General features: G+C 54.0%; 24 protein-coding genes. 18 read left to right on the top strand and 6 right to left on the bottom strand.

Going from position 1 to position 24,395, the window contains the following annotated elements; genetic code table 11:
• Nucleotides 1-14 precede the first annotated feature (14 nt).
• The gene (gene hrpB, locus ECL_RS04600; protein WP_013095635.1) at nt 15-2,444 is read right to left on the bottom strand and encodes an ATP-dependent helicase HrpB; all 2,430 of its coding nucleotides are present in this window, start codon (nt 2,442-2,444) and stop codon (nt 15-17) included.
• Nucleotides 2,445-2,517: 73 nt separating this feature from the next.
• On the opposite strand from hrpB, the gene thpR reads away from it, so the two are divergent.
• From thpR to ECL_RS04520, 16 genes are all read left to right on the top strand, one after another.
• A complete protein-coding gene (gene thpR, locus ECL_RS04595) occupies nt 2,518-3,072 on the top strand; it encodes an RNA 2',3'-cyclic phosphodiesterase (protein WP_013095634.1) in 555 nt (184 codons plus the stop codon).
• Nucleotides 3,062-3,766: a DNA/RNA nuclease SfsA gene (sfsA, locus tag ECL_RS04590; RefSeq protein ID WP_013095633.1), complete on the top strand. Its 705-nt coding sequence runs from the start codon at nt 3,062-3,064 to the stop codon at nt 3,764-3,766. Before thpR ends, sfsA begins: the two co-directional genes overlap by 11 nt.
• Before the next feature lie 176 nt (nt 3,767-3,942).
• Nucleotides 3,943-4,398, top strand: coding sequence for an RNA polymerase-binding protein DksA (dksA, locus tag ECL_RS04585; RefSeq protein ID WP_013095632.1), 456 nt, complete (start codon nt 3,943-3,945; stop codon nt 4,396-4,398).
• A 59-nt stretch (nt 4,399-4,457) separates the two neighbouring features.
• Nucleotides 4,458-5,348 (top strand): tRNA glutamyl-Q(34) synthetase GluQRS, encoded by an 891-nt coding sequence (gene gluQRS / locus ECL_RS04580; protein ID WP_013095631.1) that lies wholly within the window; start codon nt 4,458-4,460, stop codon nt 5,346-5,348.
• A 42-nt stretch (nt 5,349-5,390) separates the two neighbouring features.
• Nucleotides 5,391-6,788, top strand: a complete 1,398-nt coding sequence (gene pcnB / locus ECL_RS04575; RefSeq protein ID WP_072193776.1) for a polynucleotide adenylyltransferase PcnB — start codon at nt 5,391-5,393, stop codon at nt 6,786-6,788.
• Entirely contained in the window at nt 6,785-7,264 is a 480-nt protein-coding gene (gene folK, locus ECL_RS04570) for a 2-amino-4-hydroxy-6-hydroxymethyldihydropteridine diphosphokinase (RefSeq protein WP_013095629.1), read from the top strand. The genes pcnB and folK overlap by 4 nt, the downstream gene beginning before the upstream one ends.
• Before the next feature lie 122 nt (nt 7,265-7,386).
• The gene (gene panB, locus ECL_RS04565) at nt 7,387-8,178 is read left to right on the top strand and encodes a 3-methyl-2-oxobutanoate hydroxymethyltransferase (RefSeq protein ID WP_013095628.1); all 792 of its coding nucleotides are present in this window, start codon (nt 7,387-7,389) and stop codon (nt 8,176-8,178) included.
• A gap of 11 nt (nt 8,179-8,189) precedes the next feature.
• Entirely contained in the window at nt 8,190-9,041 is an 852-nt protein-coding gene (gene panC, locus ECL_RS04560) for a pantoate--beta-alanine ligase (protein ID WP_013095627.1), read from the top strand.
• 56 nt (nt 9,042-9,097) lie between these two features.
• Entirely contained in the window at nt 9,098-9,478 is a 381-nt protein-coding gene (gene panD / locus ECL_RS04555) for an aspartate 1-decarboxylase (RefSeq protein ID WP_003856284.1), read from the top strand.
• Between the two features lie 395 nt (nt 9,479-9,873).
• The gene (locus ECL_RS04550; RefSeq protein ID WP_013095626.1) at nt 9,874-10,461 is read left to right on the top strand and encodes a fimbrial protein; all 588 of its coding nucleotides are present in this window, start codon (nt 9,874-9,876) and stop codon (nt 10,459-10,461) included.
• A gap of 62 nt (nt 10,462-10,523) precedes the next feature.
• Nucleotides 10,524-11,261: a fimbrial chaperone gene (locus ECL_RS04545; RefSeq protein ID WP_013095625.1), complete on the top strand. Its 738-nt coding sequence runs from the start codon at nt 10,524-10,526 to the stop codon at nt 11,259-11,261.
• A 65-nt stretch (nt 11,262-11,326) separates the two neighbouring features.
• A complete protein-coding gene (locus tag ECL_RS04540) occupies nt 11,327-13,906 on the top strand; it encodes an outer membrane usher protein (RefSeq protein WP_013095624.1) in 2,580 nt (859 codons plus the stop codon).
• 13 nt (nt 13,907-13,919) lie between these two features.
• Nucleotides 13,920-14,498 carry a fimbrial protein gene (locus ECL_RS04535; protein WP_013095623.1) on the top strand — a complete coding sequence of 193 codons (579 nt, stop codon included), beginning with the start codon at nt 13,920-13,922 and terminating at the stop codon, nt 14,496-14,498.
• Between the two features lie 24 nt (nt 14,499-14,522).
• On the top strand, nt 14,523-15,065 hold the full coding sequence (locus ECL_RS04530; RefSeq protein WP_013095622.1) for a fimbrial protein: 543 nt from the start codon (nt 14,523-14,525) through the stop codon (nt 15,063-15,065).
• On the top strand, nt 15,065-15,700 hold the full coding sequence (locus ECL_RS04525) for a fimbrial-like protein (RefSeq protein WP_306497511.1): 636 nt from the start codon (nt 15,065-15,067) through the stop codon (nt 15,698-15,700). Before ECL_RS04530 ends, ECL_RS04525 begins: the two co-directional genes overlap by 1 nt.
• A gap of 24 nt (nt 15,701-15,724) precedes the next feature.
• A complete protein-coding gene (locus ECL_RS04520; protein WP_013095620.1) occupies nt 15,725-16,801 on the top strand; it encodes a fimbrial protein StkG in 1,077 nt (358 codons plus the stop codon).
• A 1-nt stretch (nt 16,802) separates the two neighbouring features.
• On the opposite strand, the gene ECL_RS04515 is transcribed toward ECL_RS04520, so the two are convergent.
• The 4 genes from ECL_RS04515 to ECL_RS04500 form a co-directional block, all read right to left on the bottom strand.
• On the bottom strand, nt 16,803-18,050 hold the full coding sequence (locus tag ECL_RS04515) for a polysaccharide deacetylase family protein (RefSeq protein ID WP_044159517.1): 1,248 nt from the start codon (nt 18,048-18,050) through the stop codon (nt 16,803-16,805).
• Nucleotides 18,051-18,113: 63 nt separating this feature from the next.
• Nucleotides 18,114-18,554 (bottom strand): PTS sugar transporter subunit IIA, encoded by a 441-nt coding sequence (locus ECL_RS04510; RefSeq protein WP_013095618.1) that lies wholly within the window; start codon nt 18,552-18,554, stop codon nt 18,114-18,116.
• Nucleotides 18,555-18,657: 103 nt separating this feature from the next.
• Entirely contained in the window at nt 18,658-19,428 is a 771-nt protein-coding gene (locus ECL_RS04505) for an ABC transporter permease (RefSeq protein WP_013095617.1), read from the bottom strand.
• Nucleotides 19,425-20,351 (bottom strand): ABC transporter ATP-binding protein, encoded by a 927-nt coding sequence (locus ECL_RS04500; protein WP_013095616.1) that lies wholly within the window; start codon nt 20,349-20,351, stop codon nt 19,425-19,427. The genes ECL_RS04505 and ECL_RS04500 overlap by 4 nt, the downstream gene beginning before the upstream one ends.
• Nucleotides 20,352-20,458: 107 nt before the next feature.
• Here ECL_RS04500 and can point away from each other — a divergent pair, with 107 nt between their 5' ends.
• Nucleotides 20,459-21,121, top strand: coding sequence for a carbonate dehydratase (gene can / locus ECL_RS04495; protein ID WP_013095615.1), 663 nt, complete (start codon nt 20,459-20,461; stop codon nt 21,119-21,121).
• Between the two features lie 59 nt (nt 21,122-21,180).
• Here the strand turns inward: can and hpt are convergent, their stop codons facing one another.
• Nucleotides 21,181-21,717 carry a hypoxanthine phosphoribosyltransferase gene (hpt, locus tag ECL_RS04490; RefSeq protein ID WP_013095614.1) on the bottom strand — a complete coding sequence of 179 codons (537 nt, stop codon included), beginning with the start codon at nt 21,715-21,717 and terminating at the stop codon, nt 21,181-21,183.
• A gap of 208 nt (nt 21,718-21,925) precedes the next feature.
• Here hpt and ECL_RS04485 point away from each other — a divergent pair, with 208 nt between their 5' ends.
• On the top strand, nt 21,926-24,316 hold the full coding sequence (locus tag ECL_RS04485; protein WP_013095613.1) for a glucose/quinate/shikimate family membrane-bound PQQ-dependent dehydrogenase: 2,391 nt from the start codon (nt 21,926-21,928) through the stop codon (nt 24,314-24,316).
• Nucleotides 24,317-24,395 lie beyond the last annotated feature (79 nt).

Below are 24,395 nucleotides of genomic sequence, written 5' to 3'. Positions count from 1 at the left end.
GGCCGCACTCCCCTTTACGAATATTTCTTCGTCCGCCGTGTCGGTGCCGTATTCGCCGGATCGTCCGGCCAGACATGTTTGGGATAACGCCCTTTCATCTCTTTTTGCACTTCACGGTAGCTCCCCGCCCAGAATGCGCCCAGATCGCGGGTAATCTGCAGCGGGCGATGCGCAGGTGACAACAGCTCAAGCACCACGGGCACGCGCCCTTCGGCAATGGATGGCGTGGTCGCCTCGCCAAACATCTCCTGCATCCGTACCGCCAGCGCCGGTGGATTATCCTCGTGATAACGAATGGCAATCCGGCTGCCGGTCGGCACAGTGTAATGCCCTGGCAGTTCACTATCCAGACGTTGACGTAACGACCAGTCGAGTAAATTCTGTAACGCGACCTTAACATCAAGCGCTTTTAACGCCCGCAGCGAGTGTACACCGCTCATTTGCGGCAGAAGCCAGCTTTCCAGCGACGCAAGTAACGTGTCATCATCCACCGCCGGCCAGGCATACTCGGGCAACCAGCGCGCGGCGCAGTGCAGACGAATACGGTACTGCTCGGCCTCCGGGGTCCAGTTCAGAACACCTAAACCTTTTTCACGAATACCGTTCAGCATTGCCTGGTGCAACTCCTCTTCCGATGGCTTTGCCAGCGGCTTCGTCCCCAGGGTCAGTTTACCTATCTGGCTACGACGAAATGCCTTCAGGGTGCCCTGCGCATCATCCCACTCGACGATGTCGGACTGCTGAAGCAACTGCGGACAAGCGCGCGTGAGGGCATCGATATCCACAGCCACGGCCTGCAAAATTCGGGCATCGGGCGAGTGGCTACCCTGCAATAAGAGCGGCGCAATCAGCCATTCATGGCGCGTCAGGGCGTCATCGCTGTCCAGCATAGCCCCCATGCCGTTTGCCAGCTGGTAGCGTCCATCCAGCCCGCGACGACGCGCAATCCTGTCGGCAAATGCCTGCGCCAGGAGAGGCGCAATGCTGTCAGCGTCCGGCGTACCACCACGGCTGTTAAGCCGTTTACAGAGCTGCTGCGCTCGCTGCTGCCAGTTCCCCTGATTACGTGAAAAGGCCTGCGCCAGATCGCAATTTGCACCACGAGGCGGCTCCTCAAGGATAGCCGCCAGTTTCGCCGCGGTAGCAATTTCATCATCCCCCTGCGCGGCCACCAGCATTCCCGCCAGCCGGGGATCGTTACCCAGCGCGGCCATTTTCTGCCCACGTGATGATAGCCTTTCGCCGTCCAGCGCCCCTAGCTGGGTCAGCAACGCGCGCGCCGCCGCCAGGTTTACCGCGGGAGGCGCATTGAGCCAGGTTAACTGCGCGGGATCGGGGCAACCCCACTGCAACAGTTCCATGATCAGCCCCGAAAGATCGCTTTGTAAAATTTCCGGCGTGCTCTGCACAGCCGCGCGTTCGGCCTGTTCTGCGCTGATGAGATGTAAACAGATGCCCGGCTCAAGACGCCCGGCACGGCCAGCTCGCTGAACCATCGACGCCTGGCTGATGCGTTGCGTCAGCAGCTTTGTCAGCCCGGTGCGCGGGTCAAAACTGGCTACCCTCTCCTGGGCGCTGTCCACCACCAGGCGAATGCCTTCAATGGTCAGACTGGTTTCGGCAATATTGGTGGCCAGTACCACTTTACGCTGCCCCGTCGGCGCGGGAAGTATCGCCTTGCGCTGGTCACTCAACGACAGTGCGCCGTAGAGCGGGCAAAGCAATACGTCGCTGCCCACGCGGGCGGCAAGCTGCTCCTGCACCCGCTGGATTTCACCAACGCCCGGCAAAAACAGCAGCAGCGAACCGGATTCCTGACGAAGCAAATCAGCCGTGGCGATCGCCACCGCTTCATCGAAACGCTGATGGGCAGGAAGCGGCTGATAGCGGCGCTCAACCGGAAACGCGCGCCCTTCGGAGGTGATGACCGGCGCATCCGGTAACGTCTGCTGTAGCCGCTCGTTATCCAGCGTGGCCGACATGATGAGTAGTCGGAGATCGTCCCGTAACCCCTGCTGGACGTCCAGCAACAGCGCCAGCGCCAGATCCGCCTGCAGGCTGCGCTCGTGGAACTCATCCAGAATCACCAGCCCGATGCCGGACAGTTCCGGATCGTTTTGCAGCATACGGGTGAGGATCCCTTCGGTCACCACTTCAAGCCGCGTGGACGGGCCGACGCAGGTTTCGGCGCGCATACGGTAGCCTACCGTCTCGCCCGGTTTTTCATTCAGCAGTTCCGCCAGGCGCTGCGCCACGTTGCGCGCAGCCAGCCTGCGCGGCTCCAGCAGGATAATCTTCCCGCTGATAATGCCTGCGTTGAGAATGTGCAGCGGTAGCCAGGTGGATTTACCGGCACCCGTAGGGGCGTTAAGTAAAACCTGCGGGGCATCCTGCAAGGCAGCGAGCAGTTCAGGAAGGACGACGGCGACCGGCAATGAGGACACTAACAGCTCCAGAGGGTTAACATTAGTCGGCGTACATTGTAGCATCGGCGCATATCATTACCGAGTCCCCTGTATGTCTGAGTCGAAACGACTGTTTTTCGCCATTGAGCTTCCCGCGCCGATCCAACGGCAAATTGTTCGCTGGCGCGCCGAACACTTCCCGCCCGAAGCGGGCCGCCCGGTTGCTGCGGCAAACCTCCACCTGACGCTGGCTTTTCTGGGCGACGTCAGCGGCGAGAAACAGCGCGCCCTGGCGGCGATGGCCGGTCGGATTTCCCAGCCGGGATTTACGCTGACCCTTGACGATGCGGGGCAGTGGCTCCGCTCCCGCGTCGTCTGGCTGGGCACGCGCCAGCCGCCGCGCGGATTATTACAGCTTGCGAATATGCTGCGCGCCCAGGCGGCACGCAGCGGGTGTTACCAGAGCCCACAGCCGTTTCATCCTCACATTACCCTACTGCGCGATGCCGGTCAGGCCGTTGCTATCCCGCCACCGGGATTTCACTGGGCCTTTCCGGTGACCTCTTTCGCGCTGTACGAATCTGTTTTTTCACAAGGACGCACCCGCTATACGCCGCTCCAGCGCTGGACGCTGGGCGATACCCTAAGGAATTCTGATGAAGTTTAGTCCTGCACTGCAACACGCCACGCTTATTCAACGCTACAAGCGTTTTCTCGCTGATGTCGTCACCCCTGAAGGGGAGCCGTTAACGCTGCACTGCCCCAACACCGGGGCAATGACGGGATGTGCGACACCGGGTGACACGGTCTGGTATTCCACTTCAGAAAATACTAAACGCAAATATCCTCACACCTGGGAAATGACGCAAACCCAACAAGGGGCTTTTATTTGCGTTAACACCCTGCGCGCGAATCAATTAGTTAAGGAGGCTCTGACTAACGGAACCCTTCCCGAACTGGTGGGTTATGGCACCCATAAATCTGAAGTGAAATATGGCGATGAAGGCAGCAGAATTGACTTTATGTTACAGGCGGAAGACCGTCCCGAGTGCTATATTGAAGTCAAATCAGTCACGTTAGCGGATCAGGAAAACGGCTATTTCCCGGATGCAGTCACGCTACGGGGACAAAAGCATCTGCGGGAGCTGATGAGTGTTGCGGCGGCGGGCAAACGCGCCGTACTGCTGTTTGCGGTTTTGCACTCAGCCATTGAACGGTTTTCTCCAGCCCGCCATATTGATCTTAAATACGCGCAATTGTTGAATGAGGCACAAAAGCAGGGGGTAGAGGTTTTGGCTTATAAAGCGGAACTTTCTGCCGATAATATGACTCTGAGATCCTCTCTTCCCATTGTCTTATAAGGGAATAGACGATTGATGAATAAGTGTTCTGGCCGCGTGCGCAAATACGCTTTTCCTCACAGGCTTGTCAAGTGTTACGTTTAGATAATTGCCATACGGAAAAGCATCTGCTATTTATAGCGACCTGATTTTTCCCCCAACACGGGGATCGATAGTGCGTGTTAAGGAGAAGCAACATGCAAGAAGGGCAAAACCGTAAAACATCGTCCCTGAGTATTCTCGCCATCGCTGGGGTGGAGCCGTATCAAGAGAAACCGGGCGAAGAGTATATGAATGAAGCCCAGCTGTCGCACTTCAAGCGTATTCTTGAAGCATGGCGTAATCAACTCAGGGATGAAGTCGATCGCACCGTTAGTCATATGCAGGATGAAGCGGCTAACTTCCCGGATCCGGTAGACCGTGCCGCTCAGGAAGAAGAGTTCAGCCTTGAACTGCGTAACCGTGACCGCGAGCGCAAACTGATCAAAAAGATCGAAAAAACGCTGAAGAAGGTCGAGGACGAAGATTTTGGCTACTGCGAATCCTGTGGTGTTGAAATTGGCATTCGTCGCCTGGAAGCGCGCCCGACCGCCGATCTGTGCATCGACTGTAAAACGCTGGCAGAAATCCGCGAAAAACAGATGGCGGGTTAATCCCGGTCCTGTTTACCCACTCCAAAGGCGGGAGTCTCTCCCGCCTTATTACTGTTGATATGTCTGAATCTCACTATATCGGGCGCTTCGCGCCATCCCCCTCCGGTGAATTACATTTCGGCTCGTTAATTGCCGCTCTCGGCAGCTACCTGCAGGCTCGCGCACGCCTGGGTAAATGGCTCGTCCGCATTGAAGATATTGATCCTCCACGTGAAGTTCCCGGTGCAGCAGACACCATTCTGCGTCAGCTGGAACATTACGGTCTTCACTGGGACGGCGACGTTGTCTGGCAATCAACACGTCACGACGCCTACCGGGAACGTCTGGCCTGGCTCGCTGAGCAAGGGCTCTCATATAACTGCACCTGTACCCGCGCGCGCATACAGAGCGTGGGGGGCGTCTATGACGGCCACTGCCGCACGCTCAACCACGGCCCGGAAAACGCCGCCGTTCGCCTGATCCAGCGTGCCCCTGTGCTCCACTTTAACGACCTGCTCTCTGGCGACATTCATGCGGATGAACGGCTGGCACGGGAAGATTTTATTATCCACCGCCGTGACGGGCTGTTTGCCTATAACCTGGCGGTGGTGGTGGATGACCACTTTCAGGGCGTCACCGAAATTGTGCGCGGAGCCGATCTGGTTGAACCTACGGTGCGGCAAATAGCGTTGTATCACCAGTTTGGCTGGACGGCACCGGATTACATTCATCTGCCGCTGGCCGTCAACGAGCGGGGCGATAAGCTGTCGAAGCAAAACCACGCCCCCGCCCTGCCAGAGGGCGATCCGCGCCCCGTTTTGATCGACGCGTTACGATTTCTCAACCAGAATGTAACCAACGAATGGCAGGATCTTTCCATTGACGAATTGCTGAAACTGGCCGTTGCCACCTGGTCGCTCACGAGCGTGCCAAAAATCCAGCATTCTCAAATGCGTTGCGCTGAGCTATGATTAGCCGCTTTTTTCATAACAAAACACACTACGAGGTGTACCATTTTTACCCGAGTCGCTAATTTTTGCCGTAAAGTGCTAAGCCGCGAAGAGAGCATGGCGAATGACGCTATTGCGCAACCACAGATGTCGGTTATCCCGCGTGAGCAGCACAATATTTCCCGCAAAGATATCAGTGAAAATGCCCTCAAGGTGCTCTATCGTCTGAATAAAGCGGGCTACGAGGCCTATCTCGTTGGCGGTGGAGTACGTGATTTACTGCTGGGCAAAAAACCCAAAGATTTCGACGTGACGACCAGCGCCACGCCCGAACAGGTGCGTAAATTATTCCGCAATTGCCGTCTCGTTGGCCGCCGTTTCCGTCTGGCACACGTCATGTTTGGGCCGGAAATTATTGAGGTGGCGACGTTCCGTGGTCACCACGAAGCGGGCGCATCCGATCGCACAACTTCCCAGCGTGGCCAGAACGGTATGCTGCTGCGCGACAACATCTTCGGTTCGATCGAAGAAGATGCCCAGCGTCGCGATTTCACCATCAACAGCCTTTACTACAGCGTGGCGGATTTCACCGTGCGTGATTACGTCGGCGGCATGCAGGATCTGAAAGAGGGCCTGATTCGCCTGATCGGCACGCCGGAAACCCGGTATCGCGAAGATCCGGTGCGTATGCTGCGCGCCGTGCGTTTCGCCGCCAAGCTGGATATGCGCATCAGCCCGGAGACGGCAGAGCCGATCCCGCGTCTGGCGACGCTTATCAATGACGTACCGCCAGCCCGCCTGTTCGAAGAAGCGCTCAAACTGCTGCAAGCCGGTCACGGATTTGCCACCTATAACCTGCTGCGCGAATACAACCTTTTCCAGCCGTTATTCCCGTCCATTACCCGCTACTTCACCGAAAATGGTGACAGCCCAATGGAACGCATGATTGCGCAGGTGCTGAAGAATACCGACACCCGTATCCGCAACGATATGCGCGTGAACCCGGCGTTCCTGTTTGCGGCGATGTTCTGGTATCCGCTGCTGGAAACGGCTCAGCGCATTACCCAGGAAAGCGGCCTCGCCTATTATGACGCTTTTGCCCTGGCGGCAAACGACGTACTGGACGAAGGCTGCCGTACGCTGGCCATTCCGAAACGTATTACCACGCTGGTGCGCGATATCTGGCAGCTTCAGCTGCGTATGTCCCGTCGTCAGGGCAAACGCGCCTGGAAGCTGATGGAGCATCCTAAGTTCCGCGCGGCCTTTGATCTGCTCTCTCTGCGTGCTGAAATTGAACGCAACCAGGAGCTGCAGCGTCTGGCGCAGTGGTGGGCCGAGTTCCAGGTCTCCGCACCGCCGGAGCAGAAAGACATGCTCACTGGCCTTGATGAAGAGCCGGCGCCGCGTCGTCGTCACCGTCGTCCGCGCAAGCGCGCACCGCGTCGCGAAGGCACGGCATGACCCTCGCGTATATCGCTATCGGCAGCAATCTGGCCTCTCCTCTGGAGCAGGTTAATGCTGCCGTTCAGGCGCTGGGTGAGATCCCCCAGAGCCGCATTGTGGCGGTCTCCTCGTTTTACCGTACACCGCCGCTCGGCCCGCAGGATCAGCCTGATTACCTGAATGCCGCCGTGGTGCTGGACACCGCGCTGGATGCCGAAACGTTGCTTGATAACACCCAGCGCATTGAGCTGCAACAGGGTCGCGTGCGTAAAGCAGAGCGCTGGGGGCCACGTACCCTTGACCTCGACATCATGCTGTTTGGCAACGAGGTGATTAACACTTCACGCCTGACGGTGCCGCATTACGACATGAAAAATCGCGGATTTATGCTCTGGCCGCTGTTTGAAGTCGCCCCCGATCTCACCTTCCCGGACGGCATCCCGCTCAGGGAGATCCTGGACAACCTCCACGCAGAAAAACCCGCTCGCTGGTAAGCCTGTGCCCCCGCGCATTAGCCACAAAATAATTGCGGCTAATAGACGACCTAAAATCATTGTTCCCTCGAATGTTACTGTTAGAATGCGCAAAGATTCGCTTTGGGTTATCAGGAAACAGTATGAAACCAACCACCATCTCCTTACTGCAGAAATGCAAACAGGAAAAGAGACGCTTCGCCACCATCACCGCATATGACTACAGCTTCGCCAAACTGTTTGCCGAAGAGGGGATCAACGTCATGCTGGTCGGGGACTCGTTAGGGATGACGGTACAAGGACATGACTCTACCCTGCCGGTCACGGTCGAGGATATTGCTTACCACACCCGAGCCGTGCGCCGTGGTGCACCTGCCTGCCTTCTGCTTTCCGATCTGCCGTTTATGGCCTACGCCACGCCGGAGCAGGCTTTCGACAATGCGGCGGCCGTGATGCGCGCAGGTGCTAATATGGTCAAAATCGAAGGCGGCGCCTGGCTGGTGGAGACGGTAAGAATGCTCACCGAACGCGCCGTGCCGGTGTGCGGACATTTGGGCCTTACGCCACAGTCCGTCAATATCTTTGGCGGTTACAAGGTGCAGGGCCGCGGTGATGCCGCGCAGGCGCTGTTTGACGATGCTCTCGCGCTGGAAGCGGCGGGCGCACAGCTGCTGGTGCTGGAATGTGTACCGGTTGAGCTGGCAAAACGCATCACCGACGCGCTGTCTATTCCGGTCATCGGGATTGGGGCTGGCAACGTGACCGACGGTCAGATTCTGGTGATGCACGACGCCTTTGGCATCACCGGCGGCCATATCCCGAAATTCGCCAAAAATTTCCTTACTGAAGCGGGCGACATGCGCGCCGCGGTCAGGCAGTATATTGCCGACGTCGAATCCGGTGTTTACCCGGGTGAAGAACACAGTTTCCATTAAGGAGTCTCGTTGTGCTAATCATTGAAACCCTGCCGCTGCTTCGCCAGCATATTCGCCGTGCACGACAGGAAGGTAAACGTATCGCACTGGTCCCGACCATGGGTAACCTGCATGACGGCCATATGAAACTGGTCGACGAAGCGAAAGCCCGTGCAGATATCGTGGTGGTCAGTATCTTCGTTAATCCGATGCAGTTTGACCGCGCGGACGACCTGGCGCGCTATCCTCGTACGCTGCAGGAAGATTGCGAGAAGCTGAAAAAGCGCCATGCGGACTTCGTCTTTGCGCCGGCACCTGCAGATGTCTACCCTCAGGGTACGGAAGAGTCCACGTACGTTGATGTCCCGGGCATTTCGACCATGCTCGAAGGGGCCAGCCGTCCAGGCCACTTCCGCGGCGTGTCTACCATCGTCAGCAAGCTGTTCAATCTGGTGCAGCCGGACGTTGCCTGCTTTGGTGAGAAAGATTTCCAGCAGCTGGCTCTGATCCGTAAGATGGTTGCCGACATGGGTTATGATATCGAGATCGTGGGCGTGCCGATTGTACGTGCCAAAGACGGTCTGGCGCTCAGCTCCCGTAACGGCTATCTGACCGCTGACCAGCGTAAGATTGCCCCAGGATTAAGCAAAGTCATGAATACCATGGCAGAGCAACTGTCGGCGAAAGAGTTGACCGCTGAAGAGATCGTGGCCCTGGCTGAACAAGCGCTGAACGATAAAGGCTTCCGCGCTGACGATATTCAAATCCGTGATGCTGACACGCTGCTTGAGTTAACCGACGCCAGCAAGCGCGCGGTTATTCTGGTGGCTGCATGGCTCGGCCAGGCGCGCCTTATCGACAACAAAGTGGTTGAACTGGCATAACCTTCTTACCCTCCCCTCTTACAGGAGGGGTTAACGCATGATTAAAGGTACACGTAATGATTCGCAAAATGCTGCAAGGTAAGCTTCACCGTGTGAAAGTCACGCAGGCCGACCTGCACTATGAAGGCTCCTGCGCGATCGATCAGGATTTTCTCGACGCGGCGGGTATTCTTGAAAACGAAGCGATTGACATCTGGAACGTGAACAACGGCAAACGCTTCTCCACCTACGCGATTGCCGCAGAGCGCGGGTCTAAGATCATCTCCGTTAACGGTGCCGCCGCGCACTGTGCAGACGTAGGGGATATTGTGATCATCGCGAGCTTCGTCATGATGTCCGACGAAGAGGCGCGCCGCTGGCAGCCTAAAGTCGCCTATTTTGAAGGCGACAACGAGATGAAACGCACCGCGAAGGCGATTCCGGTGCAGGTTGCCTGATGCCGCCAGGAGCGGAGCCTTCAGGTTCCGCTCCTCAAAGGTAAAGAAAACATCCTTTTTTTGTATACATAGCCTCTCCTCTATTTATTTCCCCTATTTTCTCCTCTCTCAGCGTTTCTCTTGGTTTAAAAAAAACATTATTCTGAATGATATAATTAAAGGAATGATCTTTGTCATTTATAATCTAAACAATCCAATATAATTTGGCTGCAATAAAAATCGTCTCTCTCCGTTCATTCAAAACAAATTTAAAGATCATTTTCAATAACTTATCAAACATTCAATTTTTCTAATAATGGCTTTTAGCAATTTTAAATACCCAACCCATTCATAGATCCCTATCATCATTTTGCTTAAATTAAATCTGTACAATGTTTTTAAATGGAATTTAAATTATGTTAAAAAAAACGTTATTAGCTTCAGCTGTAACTTTGTTTGCAATGGGTTCTTTTTCAGCAATAGCAGACACCGATATCGGTTTAATCACCTTTGACGGTGCGGTAACAGACACAACGTGTAATATTTCCACCGCCAATGGCGAATCACAAAATAATATTACTATTACCTTACCGGTTGTTAAAAAATCTGATGTTGAATCAACCACCGTCGATACCGGTGTCGGCTCTAAGAATTTTGAACTGCTGCTCACCAACTGCCCAGGAACATTAAAGACTGCTTCAGCAAGCTTTATGTCAAAAAATATGGGTGCCATTGCAAACGGTACTATTGAACCTGACGCCAACGTAGCAGGCTCAGCAACCAACGTTGCACTTGCCTTGTATAATAATGCCCCTACCGAATCTTCTCGTATTATGGTCGGCCAGCCTGCTAATAATACGCAGAAAGCCAATCTCACCGCCGGTTCCGGCAAGCTGTTCTACCGCGTTGCATACGTTCCGGGTTCCAACTGGGTGAAAGACACGAACCCAGTGCAGTCAGGTAAAGTCAGCGCCAACGCGTACTTCACCATGAGCTACGAATAATTTTATCCCTCCCGTTAATGTGCCCTGTTGGGCACATTTTTGCGTATTTATTGAGAGTTTACATGTACGTACTGAATATTAAGAGCGGACTAAAAGCCCTGCTGCTGGCCTCGATGAGCGTGTTTGCTCTTAACGCCAGTGCAGATATTGTGATTTCCGGCACCCGTGTCATTTATCCTGAATCGGCAAAAGACGTAACGGTGTCAATGGATAACCGTGGCACCCGGCCTCTGCTGGTACAGACCTGGCTCGATGATGGAAGAGATACCACTAACCCTCAGGAGCTGAAACTGCCTTTTATTGTGACGCCGCCTGTTTCGCGTGTTGAACCGCAAAAAGGGCAAACCGTCAGAATCACCTGGCTGGGTCAGGCATTGCCAAAAGATAAAGAGTCGCTGTTCTGGTTTAACGTTCTGGAAGTTCCGCCGAAGGCTAAGGAGAGCGATAACCAAAGTATGCTTCAGCTTGCTTTCCGCACCCGTATTAAACTCTTTTTCCGTCCCACTGGGTTAAAAGGGGAACCGACAGACGCGGCCAAAAATCTTAAGTGGTCCCAAACCCGACAAGGGCAAAAAATCGTTTTAAGTGCGAAAAATGACTCGCCTTATTATGTGTCGCTGGCAAGTGCGGCGCTTATTTCAGGCGGTAAAAGTTACGAGATCGAAACGCATTATATTGAACCGTTCTCAAGCCAGACGATGAATGTGAAAAATTACACTTCATCCGGAAATAGCAAAATAACCTGGCAAGCCATTAATGATTTCGGTGGAATTGATAAGTATGAGTCTATACCGCATTGATTCCCTGTCAGCTTCAGAACATTCACAAAAACTATAATTAGCGTTGCCCTGGGACAGAGTTCATCATGCACTTTAGACGTTCGCTACTATGTTTATCGATAAGTGCGGTATTGCCGTTATGTGCATTTGCTGCTGAAAATAATAACGAAGAAGACGTGCAGTTTAACGAGCAGTTTCTTTATAACACTGGCGCATCCATTGATATCAGTCGTTTTTCAAAAGGCAACCCTGTTATTGCCGGAACCTATAAGGTGAAGATGATCGTAAACGGGAAACCTTCCGTTACCACGGATCTTCTGTTTAAGGAGAATGGCACACCGCGCGCCACTCCCTGCATCACCCCGAAACTACTCACGCAGGCAAATGTCACCACCGAGCAACTGAAACACCCTGAGGAGGATTCTGCTGACACCTGTGTCTCTATGCCAGACGCCTATCCCGGCTCGCGTGTGGCTTACGATCCCTCCACACAGGAGTTAGACCTTTCCATTCCTCAGGCTTTCGTCATTCAGCGTCCAGCGGGATTTGTCGATCCTTCACTGTGGGAAGACGGGATCCCGGTGGCCATGCTCTCATGGGATCTTAACGGCTGGCACGCAGACATGCCGGATTCCAGCACTGATACGGCCTATGCTGGTCTGCGCTATGGGGCAAACCTTGGGCCATGGCGACTCCGGGCGCGAGGCAACCTGAACTGGGATCAGGATTCCGGTACCCATTACGCCAGCCAGGATATCTATCTTCAGCGTGATATCACGCCGCTGAAAGCGCAGTTTATCGCCGGCGATTCCTATACCCGTGGCGACGCCTTCGATTCCATTAGCCTGCGCGGGGCGCGTTTGTATAACGATGACCGTATGCTTCCAAATGGTATATCGACCTATGCGCCGGTGATCCGAGGGGTTGCAAACAGCAACGCCAAAGTCACGATCGCCCAAAGCGGCAATACGATTTACGAAACCTCCGTCCCCCCAGGACCGTTTGAAATCACCGACCTCAGTACAACAGGTTACGGTAGCGATCTCATCGTCACGGTAGAAGAGACGGATGGGAGCAAACGTTCCTTCTCAGTCGCCTATTCTTCCGTCGCACAAATGCTTCGTCCTGGCTACTCCCGATGGGATGTTGGCGTGGGTGAACTGCGTGACGACAGCCTGCGTGACAAACCAAAGGTGGGATATGCAACGGGCTACTATGGCTTAACCAATACCTTCACGGGGTATGCGGGCCTGGAATATACCGATAGCGATTTCTACGCCGCATTGTTGGGTATTGCCATGAATACCGGAGTCGGCGCATTCGCCCTTGATGTCACGCATTCGGATGCCCGGATAGACGGCTTACGACATCTCACGGGCGAAAGTTATCGCATCTCCTACAGCAAACTCATGGAAGCCACGAATACCTCTTTCAACGTCGCCGCCTACCGTTTTTCGACCTCTGACTATCTCAGCCTGAACGATGCGGCCTCGTTGACCAATGAGATCAAATACCGTGACAGGGAGCGTAACCCGGAACGTAACAACAGCGACGTGTATCAGACCTTCCAGCGCATGAAAAACCAGATCCAGGTGAATATCAGCCAACCGCTGAATATTGCCGATCTTGATTTGGGATCGCTGTATGTCAACTCAACCTGGCAGGACTACTGGAATGAAAGCAGTTCGTCGGCGCAATACTCGGTTGGCCATAGTCATTCGTTAAGCTGGGGAAGTTATAGCCTCACCGTGCAGCGCACCTACAATGAGTTTGGGGAAAAAGATGACAGCGTCTATCTGAACCTCACAATTCCATTCGACACGCTGATGGGTAACAGCAAGCGAGCGGGTGGATTCTCCTCACTCACGACAGGCATCGGCAGCGATTTAAAAGGCGGCAGTAGCTTTAACGCCAGCGCCAATGGCAACACCGAAGATAACCGTTTCAGTTACAGCATTACCGAAAGCACCACGCGTTACGACGATACGTTAAATCAGTTAAGCGGGTACGGCAGTTACAACGGCCCGCATGGACCGCTAAGCCTTTCCGTCTCCGCCTCAGATGACGGTACACGACAATATTCTGCCAGCTATAGCGGCGGGATGGTTCTGCACTCCGGTGGCGTAACACTCGCCCCTGGCAGCATCAGCGAAAGCGATACGCTTGCCTTAATTAAAGCTGAGGGGGCAGAAGGCGCCCGCGTCTCTATCGGTAACGGTGAAATCGGCGCCTCAGGCTATGCCCTTATGCCCTATCTGTCCGCCTACCGTGAAAACAGCGTTGGTCTAGATATCAGTGAAATGCACTCAGACGTGGAAGTGAAAAATACCCGCTCCACCACCGTTCCCCGTAGCGGTGCCGTTGTGCTGGTTAACTTTGAAACCGATCAGGGGCGCTCAGTGTTAATGGAACTGATGCGTGACGATGGCGGGTTTATCCCGTTAGGCGCCGATGTGCAAACCGATCAAGGCGTATCCGTGGGTAGCGTGGGTCAGGCCGGGCAGGCCTGGATCCGCGGAATTGAAGATAAAGGGACGTTAAACATCGTCTGGGGAAATGAGCCCGGCACATCCTGTACCGTCTCCTACCACATCCCACCGGATGCGAGAAAGATTGGACCGACAACGCTGCTGACGGGCCAGACCTGCCGCGTCACAGCCTTATAAAGGGAGTTAAAACATGCTTTTTAGAGCCTGGAAAAAAACAGGGTTAGTTATTTTAAGCACGGGGCTAATGGCGCTGTCGCTGGAAACACACGCCGATAATCTCGATATCACCTTTACCGCAAATATCCGTGATACCACCTGCGATATGAAAATCGAAGGCGGCAGCGGTGATGGCACCAGCAATGTGATCCCAATAGGGACTAACGGCAAGGTGCGCCTGGATTACATCATCCTGAAAAATGCCAAAGCCACGACCAACTTTAAACTCAAAATGGTCTCATGCCCGCCGAGTCTGGCATCGCTGAAAACCACCATCAGCGGTAGCGCCAGCACGCTGACGACGGCAATTAAGAACTCACTTTCCGGCGACGGCAGTGCGGAAAATATTGGCGTGGCGATTTCCCGTACCGCCACCCCGAATACCCCCTTCGTCATTAATTCATCCACCGATACACAGCGCCTCGTCTGGTCGAGCGGAGAGATAAGTGCTGGCGAAGTTTCACTTCTGGCAACGCTGGTGGAAACCGCAAACGGCCAGGGCACGACCGGCAATTTTAGCGGTATCGCTACGTTTAATTTCACCTATGAATAACTGGCAGCAATGCGGAGCGTTGATATGAAAATGAAAATGACATTACTGGTGCTTGCAATGACTGCCACCCTGCCTTCCGTTGCGTTAAGTGCGATTACGGGGACGACGAGCGTGCAGGCAACGTTTACATCCACCATTGAGGCCGGGACCTGTAACGCGGAGATTCAAAACGCCAGCGGAGCCCCCATTGACATTTTGCCGTTTGGCGATGTGTTTAAGTCTGACCTGGTGAGCCAGAGCCGACGAGAAACCTTCAAAATCGCCTTCACGAACTGTGCCGGGGTAAAAAACGCCGCCATTCAGGCCATGCCGGGTGCAGGCGGGTCGTGTACTGGTAACGCATATGCAGCCGGGCATAACGTCGGTTTTGAAATCTGGAAAGGCTCTGTCGACTCAGGCTCCATATTGAACTGCGCCACTGTCCCGACGTCTGTCATCAATCTGTCTAACGGGACGGGGAATTTTGAAATGGATGCGCGCATCGTCATTGCAAAAGGTAAAACGATTTCGGACGTGACGACAGGTTCGGTCAATGCGCCCGTGACGTTTACCGTGACCTATCAATAATGTTTATTCAGACAGGTAGCTTAAACAGGATGTGCCAGTCCCGCTTAATCTTAAGAAATGCGATGTCATGGCTGGCCCTCTGCATGGGGTTTCCCGCAGCGGGTTTTGCCTCCAGCCTGGAAATGGATATGACGGCAAACATTATCAACAATACGTGTCAGGTCAGTATTCCAGAAAGTGGAAACGTAACGCTGCCAACGGTGGGGAAACCGTGGTTTTACACCGCGGAGGGCACCGATCGACTTCAACCAGCAGACCCCGCGGGAGGAACACGCTTTATGATTCAGGTTGTGGACTGCAGCGGGGATGAATCGGGATCCGGGCAAGCGCTGCACTTTACCTTTAAACCGCAGTCTGCCCAAATTGATGGGATTTCAAAACAGATATTCAGTAATGAAACATCCGCCCTTGCTGGCGGCGCTGAAAACGTGGGGATTGTTATTTTTTCTGAATCCAATAATCAAAACGTCCTCGACAGCGAGGGGCAGTCTGATGTGGAGGTCAAAATAGCGACCCCATCAGACCAACAAAGCTATTTGAAAGCGTATAACTTTTACGCCCGCTACCAAAATTACGGCCCGGTCAGCGCAGGAAAAGTGACCGCGCGCGCATTAGTCAGCGTGACATATCGCTAACAGGCAACGCTAAAAGGAAGAATTATGGCACAGCGTCCTGGGATAACCGTGTCCCCACGTTTTAACGGTTTTATCATTTTATTTATGTTTTTAACCATGAACGCTTTTTACGCCCATGCAGATATTGAGTGTAAATTTCGATTTGGCGACACGCAGTCCATCGGCGACTATAATGGCGCAAAGCCGACCCTGCAAATCGTGGATAATGTCGCTGTTCCTACAAAAATCAGCTCGCTATATCGCCTGAATCTGAGCCCCGGATTAAGTAGTAAATGCACGATAGGAAAACATGGCGAAAACATTTTCACCCTGGCAGACGCCAGTCTGTTAGTCGGCAGTATTGATGGTAAAGCTTTATTCAAAACCAATGTAACCGGAATAGCCTATGCTCTGGCTTTTGGCACAGTAGACAATACCGCCACGGCCTATTTCGCTCCCAGTACGAGCTGGTTTCTTGCATTACACATGAATGACCAGGATGAGCTGCTGGATAATCGCGCCTGGCGGGCCATGGTCGAATTTTACCAACTTCCCACGTTTGCCGGTATTCCTGCTAACGTAGTATCTATTGGCCCGGTTGGTGGAACAATTGGAAAAATTACCATTGGAGACCCGGTGGGATCCGATCCAGACGATCATCCCAAACCGACCATTACCATAGCCAATATGGCCTTCATTACACCAATAGAAAAACCCACCTGCACGCTCACGGCTCCCAAAACCGTAGACCTGGGGGATTATGGTGTATCCGATATCGAGAACGATAAAACCATAAACGCCGATTTTGGGGTGACAGGGAATTGCACCAACACCCGTAAAGTCACCGTGACGTTGACCACCAGTAAAACAACCGGGACCGATGGCTCATTACTCGCCAACACCGCATCGTCGAACGCGGCACAAGGCGTGGGCGTGTTACTGAAGTGGCCGAACAACAGGCAGATAGTGCCTAATTCAACTAGCAGCTATACCGCACAAGATAATACTACCCTCACGATATTCAGTTGGTTACTTACGGCCAGGTTAGTTAAGTCTGATACAGAAAAAGTCACTTCAGGCACGTTCAGCGCCATCGGCACCCTGCAGTTTACTTACGAATAGCTTACCCCTGCGGCTGGTTGCTGATCAGCCGCGACATGGTCTCCAGCGAATCCGTTCTTAAGATGTACAGGCGTTTCAGTAAGAACGGATTATCCCCCGGCTTGACCTTCCCTTTTACCGTTGTCACTGCGAGGTGAAAACCGGCGTCATTCGCGGCTTTTATGGCTTTATTGTCATAGCCACCAAACGGATAAGAGAGATACAGCACGCGCGGGTTAAACTGCGCCAGCGCCCGGCGCGAGCGTTCGAAATCAAACAAAATCACGTGGTAGCTGCGGCTCAGTAGAATCGGATGCTTGTTACCATCCACGCGGTGCAGGAAGTGCGTGTGGGACTGAATGTCAAACACGTCCTGGATGCCCTTCAACTCCTGAACGCTCATAAATTGAAGTGATTTCGGATCCCACTTTTGCGGATGTCGCTTAATGCGGGATGAGATGATAAACGCCGTGGCGTTAAACCCGTACTCTTTCAGAATCGGGTAAGCATAGCGGCTTACGGACTTTAGCCCGTCATCAAACGTAATCACCACCGATTTGGCCGGCAGGTTCAGTTTGTTACGCACATACCCTTCCAGCTGATACATCGTCAGGGTGGTATACCCCTGGTCACGCAGCCAGGCCATCTGGTTATTGAACGCGCGCACGCTGGTGGTAGTAGAGGTATGCCGGAAGCGCGTGTTCTCTTCATCACGCAGAATATGATGGTAGGTCAGCACCGGGAGGCCATTATCTTCCTGCGCGTCCAGGCTGCTGATCCATGCCAGGCGATTACCGATACGGATCTGGAACCACGTCTGGTTTAAGCGGTCTTTGAGTTTGCTTAAAACCGGATACCGCAAATTGGCGCTCAGCGTACCGAATGGCGCACTGCCGCTGGACGGCGCGTTGTACACCGGCGTGTCTTTCCAGGTGATCAGGTTTTGATTACTGAGCGGCTTATTAAGATCGCCAAGGCTGTCCTCAACGCGCTGCTTTCCCTGCACCTGCTCCAGATGGCCTTTATCGATAAATCCCGTCCCGAAGCCGAAGCGAAACTCGTAATAATCTGCAGCGGTAGGCACAACGGCAAGGATCTGTCCGGCTCTGACATGGCCGACGTTAACGACCTCGTTTCCCACCTGCGCCCAGATAGCCGCATCTTCAGTGGTTTGCATGTACTGGGCTGGAAGACCTTGCTGACTTAATAAACTGGCTGATGCCCCGCCAGAGAGAACCAGCAGGCACAGGAACAAAATACGCGTGAACATGTATGTGATATCGGTACGAATAAACTGGTGCCATTGTAACAAATGCACCATCAATACCAATGTTTAATTCTTATACAGGTCGTGAAGAAGAACGAAGGGGGGATTTTTCTGCTGCTGATGCCACAGGCTGCTGACGCCCGGCTCACCCTGCGCCACGATGGCATCGCGAAACTCTGCGCTGCTTAATAATTCACGCCGTGGATACATTAACTCAAGCAGGGGAAGATCAATACCGGAGATCACTTCGCAGCAGTCGTGTTTGTGGCTCAACAGAGCAGCCGCGCGATACGGCGCTGCGCCAGATTTATCGGTGAGAAAGATAACGCCTTCGCCAGTGTCGGTTTCATGCAGGGCATCGCACATCATCCGGCTCAGCATGTTGGTGCTCAGACCTTGCCAGTAATTCACCGCACGACACTGCGCCAGTGGACCAAACCTGGCTTCAAGCTTTATCAACATCTCCTGCGCCTGTTCATCGTGGCAGGTAATGACCCATCCCAGCATAACTCTCTCTTAGCAGGCGAGTAGTTTAGCGAAGTGAAGATTAGCTTACGGTGATAACAGTCAAAGAAAAGGCCCGGCAACCAGAAAGTCACCGGGCGGAAGGTTAGCTGCGCAGTCCGCGTCCGCGCTGGATTAAGTACCAGCACAGCAGGTAGAAGGCGACGATAAACACCACCAGCACCGCAACGGTAGTGAACAGTGGTACGTCAGTAATGCCGAGGAAGCCGAAGCGGAAACCGCTGATCATGTAGACAATCGGGTTCAGGTGCGACAACGCCTGCCAGAACGGCGGCAGCAGCGTCAGGGAATAAAACACCCCACCCAGATAGGTCAGCGGCGTCAGCACAAAGGTCGGGATCAGGCTGATATCGTCAAACGTTTTGGCAAACACCGCGTTCAGCAGACCGGCAAGCGAAAACAGGATCGCCGTCAACAGCAGCGTCAGCCCTACGAACAGCCAGGAGTGCACCTGGAACGGCACGAAGAACAAGGAGATAGCCGTCACCAGTATCCCGACGCACAGGCCGCGCGCCACACCACCGCCGACGTAACCCGCGATGATCACATGCGTTGGCACCGGTGCCACCAGCAGCTCCTCAATGTTGCGCTGGAACTTAGCGCTAAAGAAAGACGAAGCCACGTTGGCATAGGCGTTGGTGATCACCGCCATCATGATCAAACCCGGAACGATAAACTGCATATAGGTAAAGCCATGCATCTCACCAATGCGGGAACCAATCAGATTACCGAAGATGATGAAATAGAGCGTCATGGTGATCACCGGCGGCACCAGGGTTTGTACCCAGATGCGCATAAAGCGGTTAATCTCTTTCGCCCAGATGCTTTTCAGCGCGACCCAATATAGATGCGTCATGCCTTGTCTCCTTGTTTATCCTGCACCAGAGAGACAAACAGCTCTTCCAGTCGGTTCGCTTTGTTACGCATACTTAAAACTTGAATGCCCTGGGCACTCAACTGGGAGAAGACGCTGTTAATGCCCTGCTCCCGCAATACTTCCACCTCCAGCGTGGAGGTGTCGACCAGGCGATACTGGTACCCTTCAAGCTTCGGCAGCGCGCTTTTTGCCGCCAGATCCAGAATGAACGTTTCTGATTTGAGCTTCGAGAGCAGATCCTTCATTGAGGTGTTTTCCACCAGCTCGCCGTTCTGAATGATGCCGATGTTGCGGCACAGCATTTCCGCTTCTTCAAGGTAGTGCGTCGTCAAAATAATGGTGGTGCCTTTGTCGTTGAGATCTTTCAGGAACCCCCACATTGAGCGACGAAGCTCAATATCTACCCCGGCGGTGGGCTCGTCGAGGATCAACAGTTTTGGCTCATGCATCAGCGCACGGGCAATCATCAGACGGCGCTTCATGCCGCCAGACAGCATACGCGCACGTTCGTTACGTTTTTCCCATAGATCAAGCTGCTTCAGGTACTTTTCGCTGCGAGCTAACGCTTCTTTTCGCTCAACGCCGTAGTAGCCCGCCTGGTTGACGACGATCTGCTGCACCGTCTCAAACGGGTTGAAGTTGAACTCCTGCGGTACCAGACCGAGCTGACGTTTGGCGTTGACTACATCTTTTTGCAGATCGTAGCCAAACACGCAGACCCGGCCAGAGGTCTTATTGACCAGCGAGCTGATAATGCCGATGGTCGTCGATTTCCCCGCGCCATTCGGCCCCAGAAGCGCATAGAAATCCCCCGCTTCTACTTTGAGATCTATCCCGCGTAGCGCCTGAACGCCGCCCGGATAGGTTTTTTTAAGCTGCTCAAGCTCCAGTGCAATCGCCATGAATTAAACTTACCTTAGGTTCTGACACACGTTGTGTGGTTTCATTAAAAGTCGGGTTACCCTATAGTAGCGCAACGCAATCACTTGGTTACAGGTCGCTAACCTCCATGAACAACATAGATACACTCATCAGCAACAATGCACTATGGTCAAAAATGCTGGTGGAGGAAGACCCCGGTTTTTTTGGAAAGCTCGCGCAAGCGCAGAATCCACGCTTTCTCTGGATTGGATGTTCCGACAGCCGTGTTCCGGCTGAGCGACTGACGGGCCTTGAGCCCGGCGAACTGTTTGTTCACCGTAACGTTGCCAACCTGGTGATTCATACCGATCTCAACTGCCTGTCTGTCGTTCAGTACGCCGTAGACGTCCTGGAGGTCGAGCACATCATTATTTGCGGTCACTACGGCTGCGGCGGCGTGCAGGCCGCTGTGGAAAACCCGGAACTGGGGCTCATCGATAACTGGCTGCTGCACATCCGCGATATCTGGTTCAAACATAGCTCACTGCTGGGTGAAATGCCGCAGGAGCGCCGGATGGACACGCTGTGTGAACTGAACGTGATGGAGCAGGTGTATAACCTGGGTCATTCAACGATCATGCAGTCAGCGTGGAAGCGCGGGCAGAAGGTCTCTATCCACGGCTGGGCGTACGGCATTCACGACGGCCTGCTGCGCAATCTGGAAGTGACCGCCACCAACCGCGAAACGCTGGAGCAGCGTTACCGTTCGGGCATTGCCAACCTCAAGCTTAAGCATGTGAACCATAAATAAAGCGGGGATTTTCTCCCTCTCCCTGTGGGAGAGGGCTGGGGTGAGGGCACCAGGCCGCACTACTCGTCCAGAAGCACAACCTTCCCAACATACGGCAGATGGCGGTAACGCTGCGCGTAGTCAATACCGTAACCGACGACGAACTCGTCCGGAATAGAGAAACCAACAAACTCCACCGGTACCTGCACTTCACGGCGGTCTGGTTTATCCAGCAGAGTACAGATGGCCAGGGATTTCGGCTCACGCAGGCTCAGGATCTCGCGCACTTTAGAAAGCGTGTTACCGGAGTCGATGATGTCTTCGACGATCAACACATCTTTGCCACGAATATCTTCATCCAGATCTTTCAGGATTTTCACATCACGGGTTGTGGACATGCCGCTGCCGTAGCTGGAGGCGGTCATAAAATCGACCTCATGTGACACCTGCACTTCACGGCACAGGTCTGCCATGAACATGAAAGAGCCACGCAACAGACCAACCAGCACCATTTCGCTGCCGCTGTCCTTGTAATGTTCGGTGATTTGACGACCCAGTTCGGCGATACGCGCTTTGATCTCGGCTTCCGGGATCATCACTTCAACAGTATGTTTCATATTACTAACCATATGATTTTAATGAAAATCTCTCAATGCGGATGAGTGTTATTCCGGCATCGATACGCAAGCCAGCCATTATATCAGCAAATGGCTAAGCCTGGCGTATGAGTTATAAAAAGCAAATATTGTGATTCCGATCACACTTGTTAATACCTATAATTAGTTGCTAGCAAATTATTAACAAAAACTGACGAGTACACTTTCTATGGCTGAAACAAACTCTAAACAGCCGCGTCTACTGGTGACACTAACAGCGTTATTCGCCGCCTTCTGCGGCCTGTACCTGTTAATCGGTGGCGTCTGGCTGGTCGCAATTGGCGGCTCCTGGTACTACCCCATTGCGGGCCTGGTTATGCTTGGCGTAACTGTTCTGCTCTGGCGTAGAAAACAATCCGCACTGTGGCTTTATGCGGCATTACTCCTCGCAACCATGATCTGGGGCGTCTGGGAAGTCGGGTTCGACTTCTGGGCACTGACGCCACGCAGCGACATTCTGGTCTTCTTCGGTATCTGGCTGATCCTGCCGTTCGTCTGGCGTCGCCTGATTGTGCCTTCCAGCGGTGCCGTTGCGGCGCTGCTTGTCGCTCTGCTAATCAGTGGCGGTATCCTGACCTGGGCCGGCTTTAACGACCCGCAGGAGATCAACGGTACGCTGAATGCAGAATCCACCCCTGCGGCGGCTATCTCGCAGGTGGCTGACGGCGACTGGCCAGCGTATGGCCGTAACCAGGAAGGTCAGCGCTACTCCCCGCTGAAGCAGATCAACGCGGACAACGTGAAAAACCTGAAAGAAGCCTGGGTATTCCGTACCGGCGATCTGAAGATGCCAAACGATCCGGGTGAACTGACCAACGAAGTGACGCCAATTAAAGTGGGCAACATGCTTTATCTGTGTACGGCGCACCAGCGTCTGTTCGCGCTCGACGCGGCCACCGGTAAAGAGAAATGGCACTTCGATCCGCAGCTGAACTCCAACCCGTCGTTCCAGCACATCACCTGCCGCGGTGTCTCTTACCACGAAGCGCGTGCGGATAATGCCAGCCCGGACGTCATTGCCGACTGTCCTCGCCGCATTATGCTGCCGGTGAACGATGGCCGCCTGTTCGCGATTAACGCCGAAACGGGCAAGCTGTGCGAAACCTTCGCCAACAAAGGTATCCTGAACCTGCAGACCAACATGCCGGACACCACGCCGGGTCTGTATGAACCCACCTCACCGCCAATCATCACTGATAAAACCATCGTGATTGCTGGTTCGGTCACGGATAACTTCTCCACCCGCGAAACCTCTGGCGTTATCCGTGGTTTCGACGTGAATACCGGTAAACTGCTGTGGGCCTTCGATCCGGGCGCGAAAGATCCTAATGCGATCCCGTCTGATGAACACACCTTTACCTTCAACTCGCCAAACTCCTGGGCACCGGCTGCGTATGATGCGAAGCTGGATCTGGTCTACCTGCCAATGGGCGTGACCACGCCTGATATCTGGGGCGGTAACCGTACCCCTGAGCAGGAACGTTATGCCAGCTCCATTCTGGCGCTGAACGCGACCACCGGTAAACTGGCGTGGAGCTACCAGACCGTACACCACGATCTGTGGGATATGGATATGCCGTCCCAGCCAACGCTGGCGGACATTACCGTTAACGGCAAAACCGTTCCGGTGATTTATGCTCCGGCGAAAACCGGTAACATCTTCGTACTGGACCGTCGTAACGGCGAGCTGGTTGTGCCTGCACCGGAAAAACCGGTTCCTCAGGGCGCGGCTAAAGGCGATTACGTCACTAAAACGCAGCCGTTCTCCGAACTGAGCTTCCGTCCGAAGAAAGACCTCAGCGGCGCAGACATGTGGGGTGCCACCATGTTTGACCAGCTGGTGTGCCGCGTAATGTTCCATCAGCTGCGCTATGAAGGCATCTTTACCCCGCCTTCTGAGCAGGGCACGCTGGTCTTCCCGGGTAACCTTGGGATGTTCGAATGGGGCGGGATCTCCGTTGACCCTAACCGCCAGGTAGCGATCGCCAACCCGATGGCGCTGCCGTTTGTCTCTAAACTGATCCCACGTGGTCCGGGTAACCCGATGGAGCAGCCGAAAGACGCGAAAGGCAGCGGTACCGAAGCCGGTATTCAGCCGCAGTATGGCGTACCGTTTGGCGTGACCCTGAATCCGTTCCTGTCTCCGTTTGGTCTGCCGTGTAAACAGCCTGCCTGGGGATATATCTCCGGTCTGGATCTGAAAACCAACCAGATCGTGTGGAAAAAACGTATTGGTACCCCGCAGGACAGCATGCCGTTCCCGATGCCGGTTCCGGTGCCGTTCAACATGGGTATGCCAATGCTGGGTGGCCCAATTTCCACCGCCGGTAACGTGCTGTTCATCGCGGCAACCGCAGATAACTACCTGCGCGCGTACAACATGACCAACGGTGAGAAACTGTGGCAAGGCCGTCTGCCAGCCGGTGGGCAGGCAACGCCGATGACCTATGAAGTGAATGGCAAGCAGTACGTTGTCATCTCTGCGGGCGGTCACGGTTCGTTTGGCACGAAGATGGGCGACTATATTGTCGCCTATGCGTTGCCGGATGACGCAAAATAAATGCAAAACGGCAACCTCGGTTGCCGTTTTTATGTTTGTTCCCTCTCCCACCGGGAGAGGGCCAGGGTGAGGGCATCAG

The organism is Enterobacter cloacae subsp. cloacae ATCC 13047 (genome assembly GCF_000025565.1).
Classification (GTDB): Bacteria; Pseudomonadota; Gammaproteobacteria; order Enterobacterales; family Enterobacteriaceae; genus Enterobacter; species Enterobacter cloacae.
Note: the sequence above shows the minus strand (reverse complement) of the source record. Positions and strands in the feature narration are given on the sequence as shown.

Bases quoted from the DNA above. Each gene is read 5' to 3' on its own strand.
- thpR (WP_013095634.1), top strand. From the start codon at position 2,518: ATGTCTGAGTCGAAACGACTGTTTTTCGCCATTGAGCTTCCCGCGCCG.
- sfsA (WP_013095633.1), top strand. From the start codon at position 3,062: ATGAAGTTTAGTCCTGCACTGCAACACGCCACGCTTATTCAACGCTAC.
- dksA (WP_013095632.1), top strand. From the start codon at position 3,943: ATGCAAGAAGGGCAAAACCGTAAAACATCGTCCCTGAGTATTCTCGCC.
- gluQRS (WP_013095631.1), top strand. From the start codon at position 4,458: ATGTCTGAATCTCACTATATCGGGCGCTTCGCGCCATCCCCCTCCGGT.
- folK (WP_013095629.1), top strand. From the start codon at position 6,785: ATGACCCTCGCGTATATCGCTATCGGCAGCAATCTGGCCTCTCCTCTG.
- panB (WP_013095628.1), top strand. From the start codon at position 7,387: ATGAAACCAACCACCATCTCCTTACTGCAGAAATGCAAACAGGAAAAG.
- panD (WP_003856284.1), top strand. From the start codon at position 9,098: ATGATTCGCAAAATGCTGCAAGGTAAGCTTCACCGTGTGAAAGTCACG.
- ECL_RS04550 (WP_013095626.1), top strand. From the start codon at position 9,874: ATGTTAAAAAAAACGTTATTAGCTTCAGCTGTAACTTTGTTTGCAATG.
- ECL_RS04545 (WP_013095625.1), top strand. From the start codon at position 10,524: ATGTACGTACTGAATATTAAGAGCGGACTAAAAGCCCTGCTGCTGGCC.
- ECL_RS04540 (WP_013095624.1), top strand. From the start codon at position 11,327: ATGCACTTTAGACGTTCGCTACTATGTTTATCGATAAGTGCGGTATTG.
- ECL_RS04535 (WP_013095623.1), top strand. From the start codon at position 13,920: ATGCTTTTTAGAGCCTGGAAAAAAACAGGGTTAGTTATTTTAAGCACG.
- ECL_RS04530 (WP_013095622.1), top strand. From the start codon at position 14,523: ATGAAAATGAAAATGACATTACTGGTGCTTGCAATGACTGCCACCCTG.
- ECL_RS04525 (WP_306497511.1), top strand. From the start codon at position 15,065: ATGTTTATTCAGACAGGTAGCTTAAACAGGATGTGCCAGTCCCGCTTA.
- ECL_RS04520 (WP_013095620.1), top strand. From the start codon at position 15,725: ATGGCACAGCGTCCTGGGATAACCGTGTCCCCACGTTTTAACGGTTTT.
- ECL_RS04515 (WP_044159517.1), bottom strand. From the start codon at position 18,050: ATGTTCACGCGTATTTTGTTCCTGTGCCTGCTGGTTCTCTCTGGCGGG.
- ECL_RS04510 (WP_013095618.1), bottom strand. From the start codon at position 18,554: ATGCTGGGATGGGTCATTACCTGCCACGATGAACAGGCGCAGGAGATG.
- ECL_RS04505 (WP_013095617.1), bottom strand. From the start codon at position 19,428: ATGACGCATCTATATTGGGTCGCGCTGAAAAGCATCTGGGCGAAAGAG.
- ECL_RS04500 (WP_013095616.1), bottom strand. From the start codon at position 20,351: ATGGCGATTGCACTGGAGCTTGAGCAGCTTAAAAAAACCTATCCGGGC.
- can (WP_013095615.1), top strand. From the start codon at position 20,459: ATGAACAACATAGATACACTCATCAGCAACAATGCACTATGGTCAAAA.
- hpt (WP_013095614.1), bottom strand. From the start codon at position 21,717: ATGAAACATACTGTTGAAGTGATGATCCCGGAAGCCGAGATCAAAGCG.
- ECL_RS04485 (WP_013095613.1), top strand. From the start codon at position 21,926: ATGGCTGAAACAAACTCTAAACAGCCGCGTCTACTGGTGACACTAACA.